The 23,187-nt window shown below is 70.6% G+C and carries 23 protein-coding genes; 17 read left to right on the top strand and 6 right to left on the bottom strand.

Features of this window, described 5'->3' with window-relative positions; translation table 11 throughout:
• Positions 1–57 precede the first annotated feature (57 nt).
• The 11 genes from WT97_RS30940 (at position 58) to ligD (ending at position 10,109) form a co-directional block, all read left to right on the top strand.
• Positions 58–291, top strand: coding sequence for a hypothetical protein (locus WT97_RS30940; RefSeq protein ID WP_082742079.1), 234 nt, complete (start codon positions 58–60; stop codon positions 289–291).
• Complete coding sequence (locus WT97_RS30935; protein WP_060355029.1) at positions 288–599, top strand: hypothetical protein; 312 nt, start codon at positions 288–290, stop codon at positions 597–599. Before WT97_RS30940 ends, WT97_RS30935 begins: the two co-directional genes overlap by 4 nt.
• Before the next feature lie 50 nt (positions 600–649).
• On the top strand, positions 650–955 hold the full coding sequence (locus WT97_RS30930; protein ID WP_060355028.1) for a hypothetical protein: 306 nt from the start codon (positions 650–652) through the stop codon (positions 953–955).
• A 61-nt stretch (positions 956–1,016) separates the two neighbouring features.
• Entirely contained in the window at positions 1,017–1,526 is a 510-nt protein-coding gene (locus tag WT97_RS30925) for a DUF892 family protein (protein ID WP_059502847.1), read from the top strand.
• Positions 1,527–1,722: 196 nt separating this feature from the next.
• Complete coding sequence (gene rpoN / locus WT97_RS30920; RefSeq protein ID WP_060355027.1) at positions 1,723–3,156, top strand: RNA polymerase factor sigma-54; 1,434 nt, start codon at positions 1,723–1,725, stop codon at positions 3,154–3,156.
• Between the two features lie 71 nt (positions 3,157–3,227).
• Positions 3,228–3,416 (top strand): DUF3008 family protein, encoded by a 189-nt coding sequence (locus WT97_RS30915; RefSeq protein ID WP_059503021.1) that lies wholly within the window; start codon positions 3,228–3,230, stop codon positions 3,414–3,416.
• Between the two features lie 46 nt (positions 3,417–3,462).
• Entirely contained in the window at positions 3,463–3,624 is a 162-nt protein-coding gene (locus tag WT97_RS33845; RefSeq protein ID WP_006498332.1) for a DUF1328 family protein, read from the top strand.
• Positions 3,621–4,007 carry a DUF3022 domain-containing protein gene (locus tag WT97_RS30910; protein ID WP_059502843.1) on the top strand — a complete coding sequence of 129 codons (387 nt, stop codon included), beginning with the start codon at positions 3,621–3,623 and terminating at the stop codon, positions 4,005–4,007. The genes WT97_RS33845 and WT97_RS30910 overlap by 4 nt, the downstream gene beginning before the upstream one ends.
• A 143-nt stretch (positions 4,008–4,150) precedes the next feature.
• On the top strand, positions 4,151–6,256 hold the full coding sequence (katE, locus tag WT97_RS30905) for a catalase HPII (protein ID WP_060355026.1): 2,106 nt from the start codon (positions 4,151–4,153) through the stop codon (positions 6,254–6,256).
• Positions 6,257–6,329: 73 nt separating this feature from the next.
• A complete protein-coding gene (locus tag WT97_RS30900) occupies positions 6,330–7,352 on the top strand; it encodes a Ku protein (protein WP_059502839.1) in 1,023 nt (340 codons plus the stop codon).
• Between the two features lie 45 nt (positions 7,353–7,397).
• Positions 7,398–10,109, top strand: a complete 2,712-nt coding sequence (gene ligD, locus WT97_RS30895; protein ID WP_060355025.1) for a DNA ligase D — start codon at positions 7,398–7,400, stop codon at positions 10,107–10,109.
• A 3-nt stretch (positions 10,110–10,112) separates the two neighbouring features.
• Here the strand turns inward: ligD and WT97_RS30890 are convergent, their stop codons facing one another.
• Both WT97_RS30890 and WT97_RS30885 read right to left on the bottom strand, forming a co-directional pair.
• Positions 10,113–11,432, bottom strand: coding sequence for a cation:proton antiporter (locus tag WT97_RS30890; RefSeq protein ID WP_060355024.1), 1,320 nt, complete (start codon positions 11,430–11,432; stop codon positions 10,113–10,115).
• A 42-nt stretch (positions 11,433–11,474) separates the two neighbouring features.
• The gene (locus tag WT97_RS30885; protein WP_059502833.1) at positions 11,475–11,831 is read right to left on the bottom strand and encodes a DUF3175 domain-containing protein; all 357 of its coding nucleotides are present in this window, start codon (positions 11,829–11,831) and stop codon (positions 11,475–11,477) included.
• A gap of 157 nt (positions 11,832–11,988) precedes the next feature.
• Between WT97_RS30885 and WT97_RS30880 the strand changes: the two genes are divergently transcribed.
• The 5 genes from WT97_RS30880 (at position 11,989) to WT97_RS30860 (ending at position 14,521) form a co-directional block, all read left to right on the top strand.
• The gene (locus WT97_RS30880) at positions 11,989–12,456 is read left to right on the top strand and encodes a hypothetical protein (protein WP_059794168.1); all 468 of its coding nucleotides are present in this window, start codon (positions 11,989–11,991) and stop codon (positions 12,454–12,456) included.
• Positions 12,457–12,540: 84 nt separating this feature from the next.
• Positions 12,541–12,906 carry a DUF3022 domain-containing protein gene (locus WT97_RS30875; RefSeq protein ID WP_059502830.1) on the top strand — a complete coding sequence of 122 codons (366 nt, stop codon included), beginning with the start codon at positions 12,541–12,543 and terminating at the stop codon, positions 12,904–12,906.
• A gap of 239 nt (positions 12,907–13,145) precedes the next feature.
• Positions 13,146–13,694, top strand: a complete 549-nt coding sequence (locus WT97_RS30870; protein WP_059502828.1) for a type 1 glutamine amidotransferase domain-containing protein — start codon at positions 13,146–13,148, stop codon at positions 13,692–13,694.
• 4 nt (positions 13,695–13,698) lie between these two features.
• Positions 13,699–14,028: a DUF1488 domain-containing protein gene (locus WT97_RS30865; RefSeq protein ID WP_060355023.1), complete on the top strand. Its 330-nt coding sequence runs from the start codon at positions 13,699–13,701 to the stop codon at positions 14,026–14,028.
• A 256-nt stretch (positions 14,029–14,284) separates the two neighbouring features.
• Complete coding sequence (locus tag WT97_RS30860) at positions 14,285–14,521, top strand: hypothetical protein (protein WP_059500521.1); 237 nt, start codon at positions 14,285–14,287, stop codon at positions 14,519–14,521.
• Between the two features lie 24 nt (positions 14,522–14,545).
• Here the strand turns inward: WT97_RS30860 and WT97_RS30855 are convergent, their stop codons facing one another.
• Positions 14,546–15,796, bottom strand: coding sequence for a phosphatidylserine decarboxylase family protein (locus WT97_RS30855; protein WP_060355053.1), 1,251 nt, complete (start codon positions 15,794–15,796; stop codon positions 14,546–14,548).
• A 116-nt stretch (positions 15,797–15,912) separates the two neighbouring features.
• Here WT97_RS30855 and WT97_RS34735 point away from each other — a divergent pair, with 116 nt between their 5' ends.
• On the top strand, positions 15,913–16,173 hold the full coding sequence (locus WT97_RS34735; RefSeq protein WP_179949821.1) for a hypothetical protein: 261 nt from the start codon (positions 15,913–15,915) through the stop codon (positions 16,171–16,173).
• 154 nt (positions 16,174–16,327) lie between these two features.
• On the opposite strand, the gene treY is transcribed toward WT97_RS34735, so the two are convergent.
• From treY to treZ, 3 genes are read right to left on the bottom strand one after another with little or no spacing between them, the layout of a single operon-like run.
• Positions 16,328–19,093, bottom strand: coding sequence for a malto-oligosyltrehalose synthase (gene treY, locus WT97_RS30850; RefSeq protein WP_060355022.1), 2,766 nt, complete (start codon positions 19,091–19,093; stop codon positions 16,328–16,330).
• Positions 19,090–21,315: a 4-alpha-glucanotransferase gene (gene malQ, locus WT97_RS30845; protein ID WP_060355021.1), complete on the bottom strand. Its 2,226-nt coding sequence runs from the start codon at positions 21,313–21,315 to the stop codon at positions 19,090–19,092. The genes treY and malQ overlap by 4 nt, the downstream gene beginning before the upstream one ends.
• Positions 21,312–23,183 carry a malto-oligosyltrehalose trehalohydrolase gene (treZ, locus tag WT97_RS30840; RefSeq protein ID WP_060355020.1) on the bottom strand — a complete coding sequence of 624 codons (1,872 nt, stop codon included), beginning with the start codon at positions 23,181–23,183 and terminating at the stop codon, positions 21,312–21,314. Before treZ ends, malQ begins: the two co-directional genes overlap by 4 nt.
• Positions 23,184–23,187 lie beyond the last annotated feature (4 nt).

Here is a 23,187-nt window from a genome sequence, read left to right as displayed (position 1 = left end):
AATCGTCGATACGCGGCCGTCGCGCCGATATCGACCCGAATCCAGCAACGATAGGGAATGCCGATGACACACGAACCCGAGCGGTGGCTGCAACGGCCCGAGCCACCGATCCCCGACATCGAGCCGGACCCCGAGCCGCCCGATCCCGACGACGTGCCGCCGGACATGCCCGAACCGTACCGGGAACCGGAGGGCGACCCGCCCGGGCATGCGCCGCCGGAACGCGATCCACCGTCCCCGGAGCCGCCGGTGCGCGCGATGTCGCTCGTGCGCAGGGAGGGCCTGCAATGAGTATCCGCGTGAAACCCGGCCTGCTGCGCGACATCGCGGAGACGCTCGGCCGCCATTTCGAGGCGCGCGAGATGCCGTTTCACGTCGAGGAGCAGCCGGCCGGTGCATTGCACGTCGGTTTTCACGTCGACGACCATCCGGCGTCGCTGACCGTCACGTTCGACCCCGACGCCTTCGCCGCGCTCGAACGGGCCGACGTCGAACGGCAACGCGGCGCGCTCATGCGCGTCGCGGCCGAATTCGACGCGATGATGGCGCGCCGCGGGCCGACCGCGTACGCGGGCGATTTCCATTTCAACCGGCTCTGAGCGGTGCCGCCGCGGCGTGGCTCCGAGCCGCCGACTTGCGGGAGGATTCGATGAACACGATCCAGACGATACGGGTGGGCGCCTGTGCGTTCGCCGCTGCGTGCGCGCTGGGCGCATGCACGCAACCGACCAACGGCCCCTACGGCGCGCATGCGGCGCCGCCCGACGGCCGCGGCGCGCAGTCGACCACGACGATGCCGGATGCGAATACGCGCTACGACACGCGTCCGTCGCCGGGCAACGCGATGCCGCAGGGCGCGACCGTCGGCGAACCGGCCGACGTGCCGCCGCCCGGCCCGAACGGCACGCAGGGCGACCCGCCGCTGCCGGGCACGCCGCCGCCGATGCAGTACTGACCCGACGCGTCGCGACGCCGCGTCACGGCATGCCGCATCGCGATGCGGCCGGAGGAATGCGATGGCGAATCAGCACGAGCACCTGGAGGACTGGCTGCGCGATGCATACGCGATGGAGCGCCAGGCCGAGACGATGATCGACGCGCAGATGAAGCGGGTCGGCCACTATCCGCAATTGCAGGATCGGCTCCGGCTGCATCTTGACGAGACGCTCGGCCAGCAGGCGCTCGTCGAAGCGTGCCTGATGCGGCTCGGTACGTCGCCGTCGGCGACCAAGGATCTGTCCGCGCGCGTCGCCGCCTACGGGCAGATCGCGAGCGGCATGCTGGCGGACGACGAAGTCGTGAAGACGGCGTTGGCCGGCTATGCGTTCGAGCAACTCGAAATCGCCGCGTACACGGCGCTCGTCGCGGCGGCGCACGCGGCCGGCGAAGAAGAGATCCGCGCGTGTTGCGAGCGAATCCTGCAGCAGGAGCGCGACATGGCCGCATGGTTGCTGCGTCATCTGCCCGAGTTGACGACCGCGTTTCTCGATCGTTCGGCGGTCGACCGCATCGATGCGAAGCGGTGAAGAGACGCGTTTTCCCGCGAGCGAAATGCGTGCCCCAAACTTGCCCCCGGCTTGTAAAAAAGCTTTCTCGGCTTGTGTCGAGACGGGGTTCGAACCCGCGAGAGCCGCGACGCATCGCGCTTTGCGCGATTGGCACGGAAGCTGCATGACGTCCGGTAGAAGACATACCGCGAACCGAACCGTCAGGAGGCTTTCGATGCCCGTCTCGCTTGCGCTGCAGATGCGACAGCATCTGGCACTTACGCCGAGGCTTCAGCAGTCGCTGCGGCTGCTGCAGTTGTCCTCGCTTGAATTTCAACAGGAATTGCGTCAGGCGCTCGACATGAACCCGTTTCTCGAAGACGGCCTGGGCGACGAGGAAACGGCTGCCGGAACGCCCGAGCAGCCGACCGAAGCGGCCGCGCCCGAAGCGGCGCCCGAGCACGACGAAATCCGCCCGCCGGACGGCGAGGTGCCGTTTACCGCCGCGCCCGCGCCGCGCGGCACGAGCCGCCAGGGCGAGGACGGCGACGGCCTGTCGCCCGGCGAATGGATGGCCGCCGAGCCGTCGCTGCATCAGCAACTGCACGATGCGCTCCGGCTCTATCCGCTCAACAAGCGCGATCGCGAAGCCGCGCGCCTCGTGATCGATGCGCTGGACGATGACGGCTACCTGCGTCAGGCGCTTCCCGAGCTCCTGGTCGCCGCCGATCCGGCGTGGCTGCTATCGGAGCAGGATCTCGCGGTCGCGCTGCGGCTCGTGCAGATGCTCGACCGGCCGGGGATCGCCGCCCGTTCGTTGTCCGAATGCCTGGTGTTGCAGCTCGACGCGATTCCGGCCGGCACGCCGGCGCTCGCGGAAGCGAAAGCGATCGCGCGCGAGCATCTGGAGCGGCTCGCGCGCCGCGAGACGGCCGAGATCCAGCGGCGCCTCGGCTGCAACACGCAGACGCTGCATGCTGCCTGCGCGCTGGTGCGCGGGCTCGACCCGCGCCCCGGCAATCACTACGGCAGCACGCGCGGCGATTACGTGGTGCCCGACGTGATCGTGCGCCAGGTGCGCGACGAATGGATCGTCACGATCAATCCGGCCGTGCTGCCGCGTGCGCGCCTGCACGAGCGCTACGCGACGCTGTTCGCGCAGTCCAGCGGCGAGCGCGATTCGCCGCTTGGCCAGCAGTTGCAGGAGGCGCGCTGGCTGATCCGCAACGTGCAGAAGCGCTTCGACACGATTCAGCGCGTGGGCGAATGCATCGTCGCGCGGCAGCGCGATTTCTTCCGCTACGGCGAGATCGCGATGAAGCCGCTCGTGTTGCGCGACATCGCCGAAGAACTCGACCTGCACGAGTCGACCGTATCGCGCGCCACCGGCAACAAGTACATGGCCACGCCGCACGGTACGTTCGAGTTCAAGCACTTCTTCCCGCGCAAGCTCGAGGCCGCGGGCAAGGGCGTGTGTTCGGCGTCGGCCGCGAAGGTGCTGATCCGCGACATGATCGCGGCCGAGCGGGATACCGATCCGCTGTCCGACGTCGCGCTCGCCGAGAACCTCGCGGGCCGCGGCATTCTTCTTGCGCGCCGCACGGTGACGAAGTATCGCCAGGCGATGAAGATTCCGCCGGCCGACCTGCGGCGTCGCGACGCCGCGTGACGGCCCGATTGTTCCACCCCGCGCGTGCCGCGCGTTGCGTCGGCTCGCGCGCCAACGAGAGGAGCGCAACCATGCCAGCCAAATCCCAGGCCCAGCAGCGTGCCGCGGGAGCCGCGCTGTCGGCCAAGCGCGGCGACGCGAAAATGAAGGATCTCAAGCCGCCGGCGAAATCGATGGCCAGGTCGATGAGCGAGAAAGAGCTCGAGAAAATGGCGTCCACGTCCACGCACGGCAAACCGAAACACAAGCACGATGCGTGAGCGCCGCCGACGTTTAGTGACGACTGCTGTCATCCAGGAGGGTTCCATGCTTCGATACGCCATCATTTTCTTCGTCATCGCGATCATCGCGGCCGTGTTCGGCTTCGGCGGCATCGCCGCCGGCGCGGCCGAGATCGCGAAGATCCTGTTCTACATCTTCGTCGTGATCTTCCTGGTCACGCTGCTTCTGGGCGTCGTGCGACGATGAGCGTGACGCCCGACCGGTCGCAGCGCGTGCAGGAACTCGAGCACGCGTTCGCGATCGGCTTTCCGTCGCAGTCGACCGTCGTCGTGCATGCGGACGACGCATCGGGACGGCTGACGATCCACGTGTCGTGGGTGCGCGTGCCGTCCGACGAGGACGCGCGCGAATGGCGCTGCGCGGTCGACATGCGGTTCGATGCGGACGTGGTCGAGCGCTACGCGTCGCTCGACACGGCCGACCGGCTGCGCGTGCGCACGCAGCTGTGCGACCGCGCGCGGCGCGCGGTGGACGAGCACAAGCCGCGCATCGAGGATGCTGCGATCGAATGCAACGTCGCGCTCGACGTGACGCGCGCCGAATTCGACGCGGCGCTGCGCGCGCCCTGACGCCGCGGCCGGCCCGCGGCCGTTCGCGGTCGTTTCGAGACCGTTTCGCGGCATCGGGGCCGGCGTTCCCTGCCGTCCGCACGCGCGCCGCGGCGCGTCGTCGTGCGGCGGTTCCCTAGCGAATCCCACGAGGACCCCTGACGATGACGAATCCCCCATCCGCCGGCCAGACCCCGCCGACGCAACCGCCCGACAGCGCGAAGTCGCGCCAGCTCGAAGAGAACCGTGCGCGGCCCGACGGCGAGGCGTTGCGCACCAACCAGGGCGTGCGGATCGCCGACAACCAGAACACGCTGCGCGGCGGCGCGCGCGGCCCGTCGCTGCTCGAAGACTTCATCATGCGCGAGAAGATCACGCATTTCGATCACGAGCGCATTCCGGAGCGGGTGGTGCATGCGCGCGGTGCGGCCGCTCACGGCGTGTTCCGCGTATACGAGCCGATGGCCGACTACACGAAGGCCGCGTTTCTGCAGGACCCGGCCGCCGAAACGCCGGTATTCGTGCGCTTCTCGACCGTGCAGGGGCCGCGCGGGTCGTCCGACACCGTGCGCGACGTGCGCGGCTTCGCGGTGAAGTTCTATACCGAGGAAGGCAACTACGACCTCGTCGGCAACAACATGCCGGTGTTCTTCATACAGGACGCGATCAAGTTCCCCGACTTCGTGCACGCGGTGAAGCCGGAGGCGCCGAACGAGATGCCGACCGGCGCGTCGGCGCACGACACGTTCTGGGATTTCGTGTCGCTGGTACCGGAAACCACGCACATGGTGCTGTGGCTGATGTCGGACCGCGCGTTGCCGGCGAGCTATCGCGCGATGGACGGCTTCGGCGTGCACACGTTCCGTTTCGTGAACGCGGCCGGCGTCGAGCGTTTCGTGAAATTCCACTGGCGGCCCGTGAGCGGCGCGTATTCGCTGCTGTGGGACGAGGCGCAGCGAATCGCCGGCCACGACCCGGATTTCAATCGGCGCGACCTGTGGGCGGCGATCGAGCGCGGCGACTATCCGGAGTTCGAGCTCGGCGTGCAGATGATCGATCCGGCCGACGCGGACACATTCGACTTCGACCTGCTGGATGCGACCAAGCTCGTACCGGAAGAAGTCGTGCCGGTGCGGCCGATCGGCCGGATGACGCTGAACCGCAACCCCGACAACTTCTTCGCGGAGACCGAGCAGGTCGCGTTTCACCCGGGCCACGTCGTGCCGGGCATCGACTTCACGAACGACCCCCTGTTGCAGGGGCGGCTGTTCTCGTACACCGATACGCAACTGAGCCGGCTCGGCGGCCCGAATTTCCACGAGATCCCGATCAACCGGCCGGTGTGTCCGTTCGCGAACAATCAGCGCGACGCGATGCACCGGCAGACGATCAACGTCGGGCAGGCGTCGTACGAGCCGAACTCGACGAGCGGCGGCTGGCCGCGCGAGACGCCGCCCGCGCCGTCCGGCGGCGGTTTCGAGACCGTGCCCGAGCCGCTCGAAAGCCACAAGGTGCGCGTGCGCAGCGAATCGTTCGCCGACCATTTTTCGCAAGCCGCGCTGTTCTACCAGAGCATGACCGAGATCGAGCAGCGGCATATCCGCGACGCGTACTGCTTCGAACTCGGCAAGGTGACGCAGCCGAAGATTCGCGAGCGCGTGGTCAACGAGATCATCGCGCGCTTCGACGCCGGGCTCGCCGCGCAGGTCGCCGAACGGCTCGGGCTGCCCGCGCCGCAGGCGGCCGCGACGCCGGCCGTCGCGCAGCGTTCGCCCGCGCTGAGCCTGATCGGTCGCGCGAAGCCCGGCACCCGCTCGCGCAAGATCGCGCTGATCGCGACGCCCGGCGTGAATCAGGTGCTCGTCGAGCAGGTGCGCGACGCGCTGCAGGCCGCGCACGCGGTGCCGACGATCGTTGCGCCGACGCTCGCGCCGATCGGCGGAATCGTGCCGGAGGCGACGCTGGCCGGCATGCCGTCGGTGATGTTCGATGCGGTGTTCGTCTGCGGCGGCGACGGCGATGGGCGCGACCTCGCGCACAGCGCCGAAGCCCGCCATTTCGTGCGCGAGGCGTTCAAGCACCTGAAGCCGATCGCGGCCGTCGGTTCGGGGCGGCAATTGCTCAGCGCCGCCCACCTGCCGGATCCGGCCGAAGGCGTGTGCGTCGGGCAGGCGGTCGATCTCGACAAGGTGCTGAACACGTTGTCGGATCACCTGGGCCAGCATCGCGTGTGGGCGCGCGAACAGCAGGCGGCCGAACTGCCGGCATAGGGCCGGCGGCGGCTTGCGCCGTACGGCGCGCCCGCTCCCGGGCGGGCGCGCATCCGGCAAGGAGGAACCACGCATGGCACCGCGGATGATATGGAAAGGTGCGATCAGCTTCGGGCTCGTGCACGTGCCCGTGCAGTTGTTTCCGGCGACGCGTACCGTGAAGCCGTCGTTCCGGATGCTCGACAAGCGCTCGATGGACCCGATCGGCTATCGGCAGATCAACAAGCGCACCGGCAAGGAGGTCGCGCGCGAGGACATCGTGCGCGGCTACGAGTACGAGAAGGAGCGCTACGTCGTGCTCAGCGACGACGAAATCCGCGCGGCGAACCCGGAATCGACGCAGACCGTGGACATCCTGACCTTCGTCGACGAGGACGCCGTGTCGTTCCTCTATCTCGACACGCCGTACTACCTGGTGCCCGACCGCAAGGGCGAGAAGGTCTACGCGCTGCTGCGCGATGCGCTGAAGGACAGCGGCAAGATCGGCATCGCGCTCGTGGTGATGCGCGACCGCCAGCATCTGGGCGCGCTGATTCCGGTCGGGCCGATGCTCGCGCTCGATACGCTGCGCTGGCAGGAGGAACTGCGGCCGCTCGACGAATTGTCGGTGCCGGCCGACGACGCGAAGGGCGCGGGCGTCACCGCGCGCGAACTCGACATGGCGAAGAAGCTGATCGACGACATGTCCGGCAAATGGACGCCCGACGAATATCACGACACGTTCCGCGACGACATTCTCGAACTGGTCGAGCGCAAGGTGCGCGCGGGCAAGATCGAGGAGATCGAGGACCGGCCCGCGCAGACCGGCCGCGCGGCGAGCAACGTGGTCGATCTCACCGAGCTGCTGAAGCGCAGCCTGAAGGGCGGCGCCGGCGCGCGCGCGGCGGACCTGCGTGACGAGCGCGACGAAGCGGAGCGCGACGCGTCGTCGTCGCGGGGCGGCGCGCGCCGCAAGCCGGCGGCGAAAACCACGGCGAAATCCGCATCGAAAGGCGCGGCAACGAAAACCGCGGCGAAGCGAACCGCCGCGAAACGCGGCGCGGCGAGCGACCCTGCGGCGAAGAAGACCGCCGCGCGCCGCAAGCACGCGGCGTGATGCCGATGACGCCGACTCCGACTCCGACTCCGACGAGGTGATGCGATGGCCGGCAAGCTCGATCCGTATCGCCGCAAGCGCCATTTCGGCGCGACGCCCGAGCCCGAAGGGGCGCACGGAAAGCGTCGTGCGAAAGCGCACACGAAAGCGGACACGAAGCCAGCCGCGCGCGCACGCCATCCGCTGCGCTTCGTGATTCAGGAACACCACGCGCGACGGCTGCACTACGATTTCCGGCTCGAGCTCGACGGCACGCTGAAGTCGTGGGCCGTGCCGAAGGGGCCGAGCTTTGATCCGCGGGTGAAGCGGCTCGCCGTGCACGTCGAGGACCATCCGCTCGAATACGCGTCGTTCGAAGGCGAGATTCCGGCCGGGCATTACGGTGCGGGGTCGGTCGTCGTCTGGGACGAAGGCACGTGGACGCCCGATGGCGGCATCGCGCACGCACGCGAAGGCTATCGGGCCGGCAAGCTGACGTTTCGGCTCGACGGCCGGAAGTTGCACGGCGGCTGGGCGCTCGTGCGCAGCGGGCGGCAGGAAGGGCGCCAGGAGCAGTGGCTGCTGATCAAGGAGCGCGACGACGAAGCACGCGGCGCGGATGAATTCGACGTCGTCGGCGAGCGGCCGGGAAGCGTGCATGACGGTGCGTCCAACGGCGCGGGGCGGCGCCGCGGATCGACCGGCGCGGACGGCGCCGCACGTGACGCGCGACACGAAAGCCCGCGCCCCACCGAACCGTCGCAAGTCGAAGGCGCGGTGCGTGCACCGCTGCCCGAGCGCGTCGCGCCGCAACTCGCGACACTGGTCGACGCGCCGCCGACGCAGGGCGGTTGGAGTTACGAACTGAAGTTCGACGGCTATCGGATCCTGGCGCGTATCGCAGGGAAGGGCGCACGCCGGCGCGTCACGTTGATGACGCGCGAAGGCCGGGACTGGACCGCGAAGCTGCGCGCGCAGCGCGACGCGCTCGCGGCGCTCGACGTCGACGACGCATGGCTCGACGGCGAGGCCGTCGTGCTCGGCGAAAACGGCCTGCCCGATTTCCAGGCGTTGCAGAACGCGTTCGGCACCGGAAAGGCGGACGCGATCGTTTTCTTCGTGTTCGATCTGCCTTATCTCGACGGATACGACCTGCGCGACGCGCCGCTCACGGCCCGTCGCGCGCTGCTCGAACCGCTGCTCGCGAACAGCGATCCGGCGCGCGTGCGTTTTTCGCCCGATCTCGGCGAGGACATCGCGTCGCTGATCGCGAGCGCCTGCGACACCGGCCTCGAAGGGCTGATCGGCAAGCGTGCGGACTCGCGCTATCGCGCCGGCCGTTCGCCTGCCTGGATCAAGCTCAAATGCCGGCGCCGGCAGGAGTTCGTGATCGGAGGCTTCACGGAGCCGTCGGGCAGCCGGCACGGCTTCGGCGCGCTGCTGCTCGGCGTGCACGAACCGGCGCCGGCCGGCAAACGGCGGCGCGGGGCCGGGCCGCTGCGCTACGTCGGCCGCGTCGGCACCGGCTTCGACGCGCGGATGCTCGATCGTCTCGCCGCGATCCTGCGCCGGCACGAACGCGACACGATGCCGTTCGATGCGCCGCCGCGCGAACGCACGCGCACGCGCGTGCACTGGGTCGAGCCGAGCCTCGTCGCCGAATGCGAATTCGCGGAATGGACCGGCGACGGCATCGTGCGGCAGGCCGCGTTCATCGCGCTGCGCGAGGACAAGCCGGCGGCGCAGATCGTCCGCGAGATGCCGAAACACCTGGAAACGGAGGAGGCGATGGATCAGCGTTCGACCACGCAGGACAAGCCGCGGCGGCCGTCGCGCACCGATCGTCACGCGAGCGCGGGTAACGCGCGCGGCGCGCGGGCCGATGCCGACACGCTCGGCCGCGTGCGCATCACGCATCCCGAGCGCGTGCTCGACCCGCAAAGCAGCACGCGCAAGATCGATCTCGCGCGGTACTGGCAATGGGTCGCGCCGTGGCTGCTGCCCGACCTGAAAGGCCGGCCCGTCTCGCTCGTGCGCGCACCGGGCGACATCGCCGGCGAGCTGTTCTTCCAGAAGCACGCGGAGCGCCGCGAGATTCCGTTCGTCACGCAGCACGAAGGGCTCGACCCGGGCCATGGGCCGCTGCTGTCGATCGATAGCGTCGATGCGCTGCTTGGCGCGGCGCAGATGGGCACGGTCGAGCTGCACACGTGGAACGCGCACGCGTCGAACATCGAGCGGCCCGACCGCATCGTGTTCGACCTCGATCCCGACCCGGCGCTGCCGTGGCGCACGATGATCGACGCCGCGCAACTCGTGCGCGGGCTGCTCGACGAGCTCGGGCTCGTGTCGTTCTGCAAGACCAGCGGCGGCAAGGGGCTGCACGTCGTCGTGCCGCTCGCGCGGCATGCGGGCTGGGACGACGTGAAGGACTTTTCGCGCGCGGTCGCGCAGCACGTCGCCGGTACGCTGCCCGACCGTTTCACCGCGACGATGGGGCCGCGCCATCGGCGTGGCAAGATCTTCATCGACTACCTGCGCAACGGGCGCGGCGCGAGCACGATCGCTGCGTATTCGGTGCGCGCGCGCCCCGGCATGGGCGTGTCGGTGCCGCTCGACTGGGACGAGGTGCCCGACACGACGGGCGGCGCGCAATGGACGATCGACACGCTGCACGAACGCCTGGACACGTTGAAGCGCGATCCGTGGGACGGCTACGCGAAGGCGCGCCAGCGCATCACCGCGGCGATGCGCTCGCGGCTCGGCGCCGATGCATGACCGTCAGCGCCGATGCTGGAGCCGGTAATACCAGTTCATCAGCGGAGTAGCGGAAATCCCGTGCGCGACCACCGACGCGGACACGACGGCCAGCACCGGTGCCGCGAGCGGGCGCACGACCTCGGACGGCCCATGCTCGAGCGCGAACAGCAGGTAGTAGAACGAACCGATCCCGCGGATGCCGAACCACGCCATCAGCCGCCGCTGCGCATGGGTCGCACGCGAGCCGGCAAGCGTGACCAGCACCGCGAGCGGGCGCACCGCGACGAACAGCACGGCGGCCAGCGTGGCGGCGCCCCACGTGATCAGCGGGCCGGGTAGCGTCGAGAGCACGCTGCCGATCATCGTCATCACGATCGCTTCGGCGATCCGTTCGAGCTCGATCGTGAAGCCGAGCACCGATTCGGCCATGAACGCATGCGCTTTGTCCGGATGCTTTTCGGTGGCGACGACGTCTTCCGAATCGATCTGGCCGATCACTTCGCGCGGCGGGCGGTCGCCGCTCGCGCGATGCTCGACGCGCCGCATCGCGACGCCGGCGGCGAACGTCGCGATGAAGCCGAACGTATGCGCGAGCTGCGCGGCGCCGAACGACAGCACGATCAGCGCCAGCGCGAAGAAGCCTTCGAGGCCGAGCGCCTGCGCGTGGCGCGTGCGCAGCCAGCCGATCGTCTTCGTCGTGACCCAGCCGAGCCCGCCGCCGATCGCGGCCGCGCCCGCGATGCCCCACAGCGCGACGAGCGCGAACGTGCCCGACAGCGGCGGGATGCCGTGCGTCGCGCCGGGTACGCCGCACAGCGCGAGCCCCGCGAGCGCGAACGGCAGCGCGATGCCGTCGTTCATCCCGCCTTCGCCGGACAACGCGAAGCGCACCAGGTCGCGATCGCCCGGATCGTGCACCTGCACGTCGTGCGCGAGCACCGGATCGGTCGGCGCGAGGATCGCCGCGAGCAGCAGCGCCGGGCCCCAGCCAAGACCCAGCGCGAGCACCGCGCACGCCGCGAGCAGCGGCACCGTGACGATCATCGCGAGCAGCCCGAGCCGGCACGGCACGAGCCACAGCTTGTCCGACAGCGGCACGCGCAACCGCAGCCCGATCGCGAACAGCGACACGAGCAGCGCGACTTCGACGATCTCGCGCAGCAGGCGGCCGTCGCGTTCGAGGTCGAGGTGCAGCAGGCCGGCGCCGGCCGGGCCGAGCCCGATGCCGAGCACCAGGTAAATCATGGCCGAACTGCAGGGAAGGTGGCGCAGCGCGGACGTCACCACGCCCATGCCCAACAGCACCGCCCCGATGATCAGGTACCAGAGGGTTTCGTGCATGCGTGTGATCGCGGCAGGTCGATACGGGCGGCGCGCCGATCGTCAGGGCTTGCGGCCGAACGCCTCGCGCAATTTTTTCTTCGCGCGTTCGAGCGTCGTGCGGCGCGTCTTGGGGAGGTTGCGGCCCGCGCGGTTCACGTAGAAGTTCAGCATCGACATCGCCGACTGGAACGGCGACGCCTTGCGGCGGCGGCTGTGTTCGGCCGAGCGCTTCAGCGACGCGGCGATCGCGGCTGGATCGTCGGATTTGAAAATGTCGGGCTCGATGTCGAGCGCATCGCTTTTTTGCGTGACTTCGCCGGACCAGCGCTTGCGGTGGGCCGGGTCGGCGCTGCGCGCGCGGCCCGGGCGGCGTGTGTGGCGCTTGCCGTGCGAGTGGGAAGCAGAAGCGGAAGGCATAAGGCAGGGCTCCGTATGGGGTCGCAGGACGGGCATGCAGGGAGAGGCGACGCAAACCGCGTGCCGCGTCGCAAACGCTGCCCGCGACGGCATGGGCCTTGCTGAAGGATCGGAGCAGGAATTTCCATCACGCGATCATCCATAGGGAGAAAACGCCATGAAGTCAGCATTCGAATCGAAGTTTGTCGCGCGGCGCGTGCTGGCCTGCGCGGCTGTCGCGCTCGTCGCGGCCGCGCCGGCCGCGTGGGCGCAGAACTCGCAGCGCTCGGACGAGGGCACCGGCGCGCCGAATCCGTCGATGGACATGTCGACGCCGGGCGCCAACGGCAATACGGCCGCGCCGCCGCCGCCCGCGGGCACGCAGCGGCATGGCGCGAAGCACGGGATGCGCTCGCACGGCACATCGGCCCGTCACACGAAGCCGGGCGGCGGCCCGAACGGCGCGGGCGAGGGCGGCAGCGGCGCCACGGGCGGCGGTGTCGGCGGCGGCTCGGGTGGGGCCGGCGGTGCGGGCGGCTCCGGCGGGACGGGTGCCGGCGGTATGGGTACCGGCGGCGGCGGTTCGGCGGGCTCGACGGGCTCGGGCGGCGGCGGGGCTGCCGGCGGCGGGTCCAGCGGTTATTGACGGTGTCGTGCCGGCGCGGCCGGCACGGCGCGATGGCGGCGCGGTTCCCGGGATGGGCACGCCGCCACCACGCAGGAGGACATCATGCAATCGAATTCCCGAATTTCCCTGGCGCACGACGAGCTCGACGACGATGCAGTCGACACGGACGATCTCGACACGACGGTCCACGTGGACGTCGAGACGGGCCGGGTCATGTTCCATGCGGCGTGGGCGAATGCCGTCGAGGCGCCGCCGGAGGCGGCCCGACATTCGGTCGTGCTCGCGCTCGAATGCTCGACGATGGAACGCTACGCGGACCTCGACGACGGCGCGCGGATGCGCGTGCACGCGATGCTGCACGATGCCGTGCAGCAGACGCTCGATCAATTGCCCGATACCGACGAGAACCTGACGCTGACGATCGAGTTGACCGACGCCATGCTCGATGCGGCACGCCATCTGCAGTAATCGCGCCGGATCGACGCACGGCGTCGCATTACATCACGTTGAAAACTTTGCAGCAGGGCCGATGTTTGTTTGTCACAGGCCGACCGGCCTCGGGGGCCTGTCGGATCCGATTGCGGGTCGTTCCCCGACGGACGCCGGAGGGCGCACGGGTGTGCCGCGACAGGCTGCCGGAACGGCGATTGCTGCATGACGGCACGGCACGACGTGTGCCGCCTTATCCCACTCCACGGAGGCATTTCATGAGCGGCAGGCTGGATCAATGCAAGGTAGCGATTCTCGCGGTCGACGGCTTCGAGGAAGCCGAGCTCGTCGAACCGCAGCGCGCGCTCGCGGCCGAAGGCGCGCAAGTGGACGTGATTTCGCAGAAGCGCGGCGAGATCCAGGGTTTCAGGCACGTCGACAAGGGCGAGCGCGTGAAGGTCGATCGCACGTTCGACGATGCGCGCGAAGGCGACTACGACGCGGTCGTGCTGCCGGGCGGCGTCGTGAACGGCGATGCTATCCGGATGCTGCCGGCCGCGCGCGAATTCGTGACGGCGGCCGTCGGCGCCGGCAAGCCGGTCGCGGCGATCTGCCACGGCGGCTGGTTGCTCGTGTCGGCCGGGCTCGTGGAGGGCAAGACGATGACGAGCTGGCCGAGCCTGCAGGACGACATCCGCCATGCGGGCGGCAAGTGGGTGGACGAGGAAGTCGTGCGCGACGGCAACCTGATCACGAGCCGCAAGCCGGCCGACCTGCCCGCGTTCAACGGCGCGCTGGTCGAGCGCCTCGCGTCGCGGGGGGCATGAGCCGATGCCGGCCGATTCCGCCCGCCCCGTGACGCTCACCGACGAACCGCCCACATTCGACGGCGCGGCGCTGCAGTTGCGCTTCGTCGTCGACGTCGCCGGCGTGCCGCAGACCTGCGCGATCACCGTCGAGGCGCTGGAAGATCATTTCGGCGCGCAGTCCGCGCTGGAAGCCGACCTGCGCGACGCGTTCGAGCGTGGCCGCACGCGTATCGAAGCCGCGTGTGCGGACGTGCTGGCGAGCGGCGACCACGACGTGGTGCTGCACAGCGGGTATTTCCGTGCGCCGGCCAAGCGCGGACGGGCGGGGGCGTTCCGCCAACGGCAATCGTGACGGGATCGCGTTTGCCGGAGCGTTCCTTCCGCCACCTTCACTCGCCCGCCCTTACATGCCGTTGAAAACTTTGCAGCGGCCCGAACGCGCCGTCCGGTGCCATATCGCGCGGCGTGCGCACGGCACGGACACCGCTCGCACGCCGCCGATTGGCACGATCCCTGCATGCTCGTCACGTCGCCGGCGCGCGCTTCGCGTCGGCTGCCGATGCGACGCCGGTTTCGCGTCGCGCGTCGCCGCCAACGGGGAAACGAGCATGCTGACCGCCCACGAATTTGCCGCGCTGTTCCTGGTGCACCACGCGCCGGAACAGATCCAGATCGACCGCGACGACGTCGTCGCACTCGTCGAGCAACAACTGATCGTGCTGCAGCGCGACGACGCATCGGGCGCACGCCGGCCCGCATTGACGGCCGACGGACTGTCGGTCCTGCGGTGTGTGCAGCGTCACGACGCCGACGAATCCCGTGCGATCGACGTTGGCGACGCGTGACGCACCGGGCGCGCGCGGCGGCACTCACCGCGCGATCGCGACGGACGCATTGACCTGCACGACCGGCGGCTGGCCTTCGAACGGCGGCGCGTGCAGAAAGCGGTCGATCACGCCGGGCTCGAACAGCAGGCAGTAGGTCGAGCCGCCGAACTGGAAATAGCCGATCTCGTCGCCCTTGTCGACGCGCTGGCCCGGCACGACCTCGATCACGCACGACGACACGTCGCCCATCCCGACGAACACGGCCGCCACGGTGCCGATGCCGGGATCGTCGCTCGCGATCGCGACCACCGCGCGCGCGGCGACGGCCGTCATGTAGCCCTGCGAGTCGTTGAGCCCGGCCGGGTCCGGGCCTTCCGCTTCGGCGACCGAGTAATACGTGCCGTCCACCCGATACGCGTGCGTGACGACGCCGCGCACCGGCGCATGCCAGCGGTGGTAGTTGTACGCACTGAGATAGGCCTGGTAGACGTCGCCGCCGACGAAGCGCTCGGCGAGCGGCAGCCATGCGGGCGTGAACAGGTCGCGCAGCGAATACGGCTGCGCCTTGATCCAGAACGTGTCGCGCAGCTTCACGTTGGTTTCGGTGTGATAGGGCGCGGCTTCGCACGCGCTGACGATCACGTGAGGATCGTCGGGCGCCGCAACGGGCCGCGCACCGTCGCGAAAGCGGCGCGTGAAGAAGTCGTTCCACGAATCGAAGCCCCAGTGCGGCTGGTCTTCGCGATACTGGAACTGCGAGAGCCCCAGACGCTTGCGTGCGGCGTCGCAGAACCAGCCGTCGGGCGCCGACGTGTCGAGATGCGCGCGCGAATGTGGGCCGCCGAGGAAGTCGCACCAGACGTTCAGCACGCGTTTCAACTGCGCGTTGACGGCCGCGTCGCGAAACACCGCATGGCCCGACGGCATGCACATCGGCCAGTCGAAGAACGCGTTCAACGGGCACACGATCAGGCTGTCCTCGCTGAACGGCGGCGTGTAGGTCATCAGATGGTCGAGCACGGTCATCAGCTCGCCGATCGACGCATAGCCGAGCCGGTACCCCGCTTCCCGCGCTTCGTCGATCGCGCGGCTCAGGCTCATGCGCAACACGGCGTTGTCGTCGAACAGCCGCGCGAGTGCCTGCACGGCCGGCGTGCGCAGCCGGTCGCCGGCCTGCGCGTGCGCTTCGCTCGCGATTTTTTCGCGGAACGCGGCCATGTGCGATTCCTCGGTGGCCATCCATCCGCCGAGGCGGCGGCGTGTGGCGGGCGGCGTGTTGCGATTCGTCGGCATCGTCACCTCCGGAACGGTTGCGGTCGAATCGGGATAGCAAGACGCTTGCCCGATGGGCGGCACCGAAATTGCGGCGTTCGAGTGACCGGTTCCTTCGATGACTCAGGGGAGAAGAAATGGCTACAGATTCGAACGCACGACAGACGAACGACGCAGCGACGGACGAGCGCCGCCGCAACGGACAGCGGACCGTGACGCCGACGCGCAAGCCAGCACGCACGCATGCGGCGGTGTCGCGCGACGGCGCGCGGCGGCCCGAGCGCGGGAGCGGTAGTGCAAAAGGAAACGGACCGGTGACGCCGAGCCGTGGAGAAGAGGCATCGAAGCCGATGTGGGAGGACGACAGCGGGACGATGCCGCCGGAAGAATGGTCGTGAGATGCCGACGTCCATCGTGTGCGGCACAAAATCGCTTACGAGCGGGCGTTTCGATTGAAATTCGATTACGCGTGCACAAAATCGATTATGTATCGCACGTTTTGCATAAAATCGATTTCGGTGACGCAGGGCTGGCACCTATTCGGCGTCGGCCTCACTTTCCACGCCGCGCGGCAACGAGCACCGCAACGGGTAACTCGGCCAGGTAGCGATCGAGCGCCAGCACGCCATCCGGCACGTCGATCGCATCCCGCGCATTCAGCCAGTCGACCCACGGCCCTTCCACCCCGCGCGGCAGCACGACCGCCGTATCGCCCCATTCCCGAGGCGCCACACGCGGCAACCCCGGCGCTTCGCCCAGCAACCGGCACGCGAGCCGCGTCGCGACCACCACCACGGTCGCCGCGTCGTCGCACCGCGCGAACGCCACCGCGTGCCGCCCGAGCGTGCCGCGCACACGCAGCGGAACGTACGCGCCGTCCGCGAACGTCGCCGGCCACCGCGCACGCAGCGCCAGCATCCGCTCGATCAGCGCGCGCTTCACGCGCGCATCGGGCCACGTCGGCAGATACGACGCGACCGGTCCGTCGACCGGCTGCGCCGCCAGCGTCGCGAACGGCACGTCGCGCCGGTTGTCCGGATCGACGAGCGAGTGATCCCATGACTCGGTACCTTGATACAGATCGGGCACGCCGGGCGACGCGATCCGCAGCGCTGTTTGCGTCAGGCTGTTGACGATGCCGGCCGGCGCGATCCGCGCGACGAACGCGTGCAGCCGATGCGGAAAATCGCCGGCGCCGCGCGGCGTCAGGATCGCGCGAACGAACGCTTCGCAGCCGCGCTCGTAATCCGGCTCGGGCGCGAGCCAGTCGGTGTATTGCTTCGCTTCGCGCAGCGCCTTCGTCTGCCATTGCACGACGCGCGTCGCGAGCGCGGCGAGCCCCGCCGCATCGTCGGGCGCGAGCGTCGGCGGCCAGCAGCCGACCAGCGTCTGGTACAGCATCGCCTCGGCGGCCGGCCCGGGCGTCCACGCGAGGTCGCGGTGCGCGCCGCCGCGATGCGGCAGGTTCAGCGCCGACCAGTCGAGCGACACCGCGCGCCACGCATCGGGCGCTTCGCTCAGCACCGCGAGCCGCGCACGCGCGTCCTCGCCGCGCTTGTGGTCGTGCGTGGCCGTCGCGACGAGCCCGTGCGGCACGGTGCGCGCGCGGCGCCGGTTGCGCGCATGGAAGGCGCCGCGCGACAGGCTGAAGTCGCCGGCGTCGGCGCCGACCTCGTTGCGCGACAGCAGCCGGCCATAGCGATAGTTGGCCGTATCCTCCACGCCCTTCGCGGCCAGCGGCGCGGTGAGCTGCGCGAACGCGACACGCGCCGCGGCCAGCGCGTCCGGGTTCGCACGCGGCACGCGCACGACCGGCAGGCCGAGCCACGCGGCGACGCGTTCGAGCGCGAACCGGTCGGCCGGATCGACCGCCGCGTACGCACCGTCGTACGCATGCGCGAGGACGCGACGGTCGACCTCGGCGAGTTCGTCGCCCGGCGCCGGATACATCCGGTACACGGGGAGCCGCACCGCGAGCTCGCCGAGCACGCGCTGGATCGCGATTCGACTGACGTCGCGCGTCGCCGGCGATGCGCGCGCGATCCCGTGCAGCAACCGCGCGACCCGCGCATGCTCGACGGCGAGCTGGCGCATCAGCACGCGCCGCTTGCCGTCGAGGGCTTCCTGCGCGAACGTGCGTGCGGAACCCGATACGGCCGCCCAGTGCGCGGCGAGCGGTTCGGCGCCCGCCGGGTCGTGCAGCAGCGCGCCGACGTCGTTCATGAAGTCGTAGCCGGTGGTGCCGTCGACGGCCCAGTCGGTGCGCAGCGCCTCGCCGGGCGCGAGGATCTTCTCGACGACGACGTAGGGTCGCGCGTCGCGCTGCGCGGCGAGCCGTGCGTGCAGCCGGCGGCAATACGCGCCCGGGTTGGCGAGGCCGTCGACGTGATCGACGCGCACGCCGTCGACCAGCCCGGCCGCATGGAGGCGCAGCGGCAGCGCATGCACGGCATCGAACACCGCGTCGTCGTCGACCCGCACGGCCGCGAGCGTCGCGATGTCGAAGAAGCGCCGCCAGTTCAGCTCGTCGGCGGCCGTGCGCCACCAGGCGAGCCGGTAGTGCTGACGTTCGAGCAGCCGATGCAGGCACGCGCGCGATCTTGCGCGGCGCGGGTCGGCGCCGCGCAAGATCGCGTCGAACGCGTGCGGGCCGTGCGCGCGCGCATGGTCGCGCAGCGCCGCATGGGCGGCGGCGAGCCGCGCGCTGTCGCGTGCCGGCGCGGCGTCGAAGCGCTCGGCGAGCGCGTTCAGGTCCGCGCGGTTCGCGATGCGCAGGATCTCCGCGTAGGTGGCGACGGCGACCGGCAGCTGCCGCCCCGGGCACGCGATGGTGAAGCGGCCCGTGGCCGGATCGGCACGCAGCGTGATGTCGCCGGCCGCGAGCGCGTCGCCGTACGGCGCGCCGAGGCACGGCAGCAGCACCTTGCCGTCGAGCGCCGGGTCGGGCGGGTGCCAGTCGATGTCGAAGGTGCGCGCGTACGGGCTCGCCGGTCCCCATTCGAGCACGTCGTTCCACCAGCCGTTCGACGAGCCGCCGACGCCCATGTGATTCGGCACGATGTCGACGATGATGCCGAGGCCGCGCGCGCGCAGCGCGTCGACGAGCCGCATGAAGCCGGCTTCGCCGCCGAGTTCCGAGCCGAGCGCGCCGTAGTCGACTGTGTCGTAGCCATGCAGCGAGCCGGGTTCGGCCGTCGACACCGGCGACAGGTACAGGTGGCTGACGCCGAGCCGCGCGAAGTAGTCGGCGTGCGCGGCCGCGTCGTCGAACGTGAAGCCCGCATGCAGCTGCAGTCGCAGCGTCGCGCGCGGGATCATGGGCCGTGCCTCGGCGCGCGGCGCCCGTGCACGACCGCGGCGATGCGGGTGCGCACGTCGGCGTCGAACAGCGTGTCGATCGTGCGCGGCAGCCGCTGCCGCCAGTTCGGATGACCGCACGGCGGCCCCGGCAGATTCGGCTGCGCGTCGAGCGCGAGCAGATCCTCTAGCGGCAGCAGCGCGAGCGGCGACGGGCCGCTCGCGACGTATCGGAGGATCGCGGTCACCGGCGGCATGTCGGCAGGCGGCATCGCGGCGCCGGCCGGCACGCACCCGGCCTCCTGCAGCGCGCGCCACAGCGCCGTGCGCTCGCCGGCGCGTTCCGCGTGCGCGGCGAGCAGCTCGGCAGGCGGCGCCGGCGGAGGCGTCGGGTTGCCGGGTTCGGGGCGCTGCACGGTGTCGTGTCCGAACGCCATGCTTTGCACGATCTCGCCCGAATCGTGCGCGCTCGCGTCGTCCGGCGCCGGGGCGGCGACGTCGCGCGGCGGCGTGGCGTCGTGTCGTTTCGCGGCGTCGGCGTCGGCTGCGATGCGCCGCCATCCGAGATCGACGCCGCGCCACCAGCCGGCCACGGTCGGCAAATCGTGCGTCGAGGTCGTCGCGATCGCATCGCGATCCCACGCGGACGGTGGCCGGAACGCGCCATTCGCCTCGCGCTCGAACCACAGCACGCGCATGCCCGCGACACCTTGCGCGCCGAGCCGTTCGCGCAATCCGGCCGGCACGGTGCCGAGATCCTCGCCGATCGCGATCGCGCGATGGCGGGCCGCCTCGAGCGCGACGAGCCGCACCAGATCGTCGAGCGGGTAGCGCAGGTACGCGCCGCTGCGCGGCGAGCCGCCGTCCGGCACGATCCACATCCGCGCGAAGCCGAGCACGTGATCGATACGGATGCCGCCCGCATGCGCGAACGCGGCGCGCAGCAGCTCGATGAACGGCACGAAGCCGTCCGCGCGCAGCGCCTCGGGCGACCACGTCGTCACGCCCCACGCCTGGCCGGCCGCGTTGAACAGGTCGGGCGGCGCGCCGAGCGACACGCCGCGCAGCAGCGTCGTGCCGTGCGCCCACGCGTCGCTCCCGGCGCGATCCGAGCCGACCGCGAGATCGGCGATCATCCCGGTCGCCATGCCCGCGCCGCGCGCCGCGTGCTGCGCGTCGCCGAGCGCGCGCGACGCGCACCATTGCAGGAACGTGTGGAATGCGATCGTGTCGGCATGCGCGTGCGCGAACGCGTCGACTTCCGCCGATCCCGGCATGCGCCATGGCGCGGGCCACTGCCGCCAGTCCGCACCGATTCCGTGCTCGATGCAGAACGCCTGCAGCGCATCGAAGCGCGCATGCGCGTCGAGCGCCGCGCCGCCCGCCGCGCGAAAACGCTGGTACGTGTCGCGCGACGGGTCGTCGCTGGCGCGCCACGCGTCGAAGCACGCGCGCAGGCGGCGCAGCTTCATCGGCAGCACGCGGGGCCAGTCGATCAGCGCGGTGTCGGCCGTGGCCGCGGATGCGCGGGACGCGGCATCGGCGCCCGGCACCGCGTTGCAGTCGAGATACGCGACGTTGTGCCAGCGTCGCGACGACGGCGAATACGGGCTGTCGTGCGCGGGGAGCGCCGGGTAGCCGGCGTGCGTCGGGCTGATCGCCACCGCCTGCGCGCCGTGGCGCGCCGCCTGCGCGGCCAGCCGCGCGAGCGCCGTGTAGTCGCCCGCGCCGTCGTCGCCGGCGCGGCGCAGGCTGTAGAGCTGCGCCGCGATGCCCCAGCGTCTCGCGTCGTGCCTGCGTGCGAATGCGTCGAACGGCTGCGCGCGCGGCGGAGCGATCGCCAGGCCGATGCGCTGCTCGCCGACGTCGAGCGCGTGATAGCCGGGCATCGCGAGCGGCGGCAGCGTGCCGTGTTCGCCTGCGTCGCCCACACGCCCGTCCACGTGCCCGCCGGTTTCGAGCGAGATCCGGAAGCGCGCGCCCGGCGACGCGACGGTCGCGGGCAGCGTCAGCGGCAGGCCGGCGTCGCCGGTCACGACGCGCGGCGGCGCCGCGTTCGCGTCGGCGAGCGCCGCCGCGCTGTCGACCCGCTGGATCGCGGTGCCGCACGGCCAGCCGAGCGCGTCGACGAGCGCGACGAGCGCGTCGTCGTCCACGCGCCGCGCGACGCCGCCCGCGTCGGTCCAGTCGGGCTCCAGGCCGGCCGCACGGGCGAGCGCCGCGATCGGGACGTCGGTCGTCATGATGGGCTCCGTCCGTTCGCGCGATGCTGCCGCGCATCCTGGTTGACCGCGCCGTCGCGCCACACGATGCACGCGCGCGGCGGCAATTGCCGGCCCGGCAGCCGGTCGCGTGCGCGCGGCGGCGTTTCGAACACGATCTTGCCGACCGGTAGCGCGGGCAGCGCCGCGTCGTGCGAGCCGAGGTTCAGCGCGATCGTCAGCGTGCTGGCGTCGCCGAGGCGCCAGCGCGCGACGAGCGCCTGCGGGTCGCCGTCGCCCGCGAGCAGGTCGACGCCGAGCGACTGCGCACCGGCCAGGTGCGGCGTCACGAGTGCCGCGCGCACGGCCAGCGCGCTGCGGTAGAACCGCCGCCACGCGGCCGCGTCGGGCCACGATTCATCGGGCGGATGGTGCGACGACGAACGCACGAACGTGGCGATGTCGTTCGGGTCGGGAATCGCGTCGCGATGCGCGGCGTCGGCGAACGCGGGAAACGCGGCGAATTCGCGGCGCCGGCCGTCGCGCACCGCGTCGGCGAGCGCGCCGCGATAGTCGGTGAAGAACTGGAACGGCTGCGTGCTGCCATCTTCCTCGCCCATGAACAGCAGCGGAATCGAGGGCGCGAGCAGCATCAGCGCGGTCGCCGCGCGTACCGCGTCGTCGTTCGCGAGTGCACGCAGCCGTTCGCCGAACGCACGATTGCCGATCTGGTCGTGGTTCTGCAGGAACGCGACGAACGCGGTCGGCGGAAAATGCGCGCTCGGCTCGCCGCGTGCGGCGCCGTCGTGCAGCGGCGACGGCTCGCCCTGGTACGCGAAGCCTTCGCCGAGCGTGCGCGCGAAATGGCGCAGCGGCGCGTCGGCGTAGGCGCGGTAGTAGCCGTCGCGCTCGCCGGTCAGCAGCACGTGCGCGCTGTTGTGGAAGTCGTCGTTCCATTGCGCGTCGAAGCCGCCGGGGCCGAGCAGGCTCGCGGTATTGCGCTCGTTCTCCAGCACGAGATGCACGTGGCGCGCATCGCCCGCGTACGCGCGCACGCGGCGCGCGAGTTCGCGCAACCATGCGTCGTCGTCGATCGCGTGCGCGGCGTCGATGCGCAACCCGTCGAAACGGTATTCGTCGAGCCAGTACAGCGCGTTGTCGATGAAGAACGCGCTCGTCTGCGGGCGGGAGAAGTCGATCGCCGGCCCCCACGCAGTCTGCCGGTCCGCGCGGAAGAATTCGGGCGCGTAGCGCGGCAGCAGGTTGCCTTCGGGGCCGAAGTGGTTGTACACGACGTCGAGGAACACCTGCAGCCCGAGCCCGTGCGCGGTGTCGACCAGCGATTTCAGCTCCTCGGGCCGCCCGTACGACGCATCGGGCGCGAACGGCAGCACGCCGTCGTAGCCCCAGTTGCGCGCGCCGGGGAATGCATTGACGGGCATCAGCTCGATCGCGGTCACGCCGAGTTCGGCGATCGACGGCAGCCGCCGCTCGACGGCCGCGTAGCCGCCGCATGCGCCGACGTGCAGCTCGTACAGCACCGTCTCGTGCCACGGGCGGCCGCGCCACCCGTCGTGGCGCCAGCGGTACGCGGCCGGATCGACGACCTGGCTCGGGCCCAGCACGTCGTAGGGCTGAAAGCGCGACGCGGGATCGGCTACCGCGAGCGCGTCGTCGAGCAGATAGCGATACAGCGTGCCGGGGCCGCACGGCGCGACCGTCTCGAACCAGCCGTCGCCGGCCGGCGTCATCGGAATCGCGCGGCCGCCTTCGTCCTGCAGCTCGACGGCGGCCGTGCGGCTCGCGGGCGCCCACAGCCGGAAGCGCGTGCGCTCGGCATCGACGCAGGTCGCGCCGAACGACGATTCGAATGCATGCGTGCCGGTGGGGCGCGCGGAACGGGTGGTCATGGCG

Origin of the sequence: Burkholderia sp. MSMB1459WGS (assembly GCF_001534535.1) — a bacterium.
Classification (GTDB): Bacteria; Pseudomonadota; Gammaproteobacteria; order Burkholderiales; family Burkholderiaceae; genus Burkholderia.
Note: the sequence above shows the minus strand (reverse complement) of the source record. Positions and strands in the feature narration are given on the sequence as shown.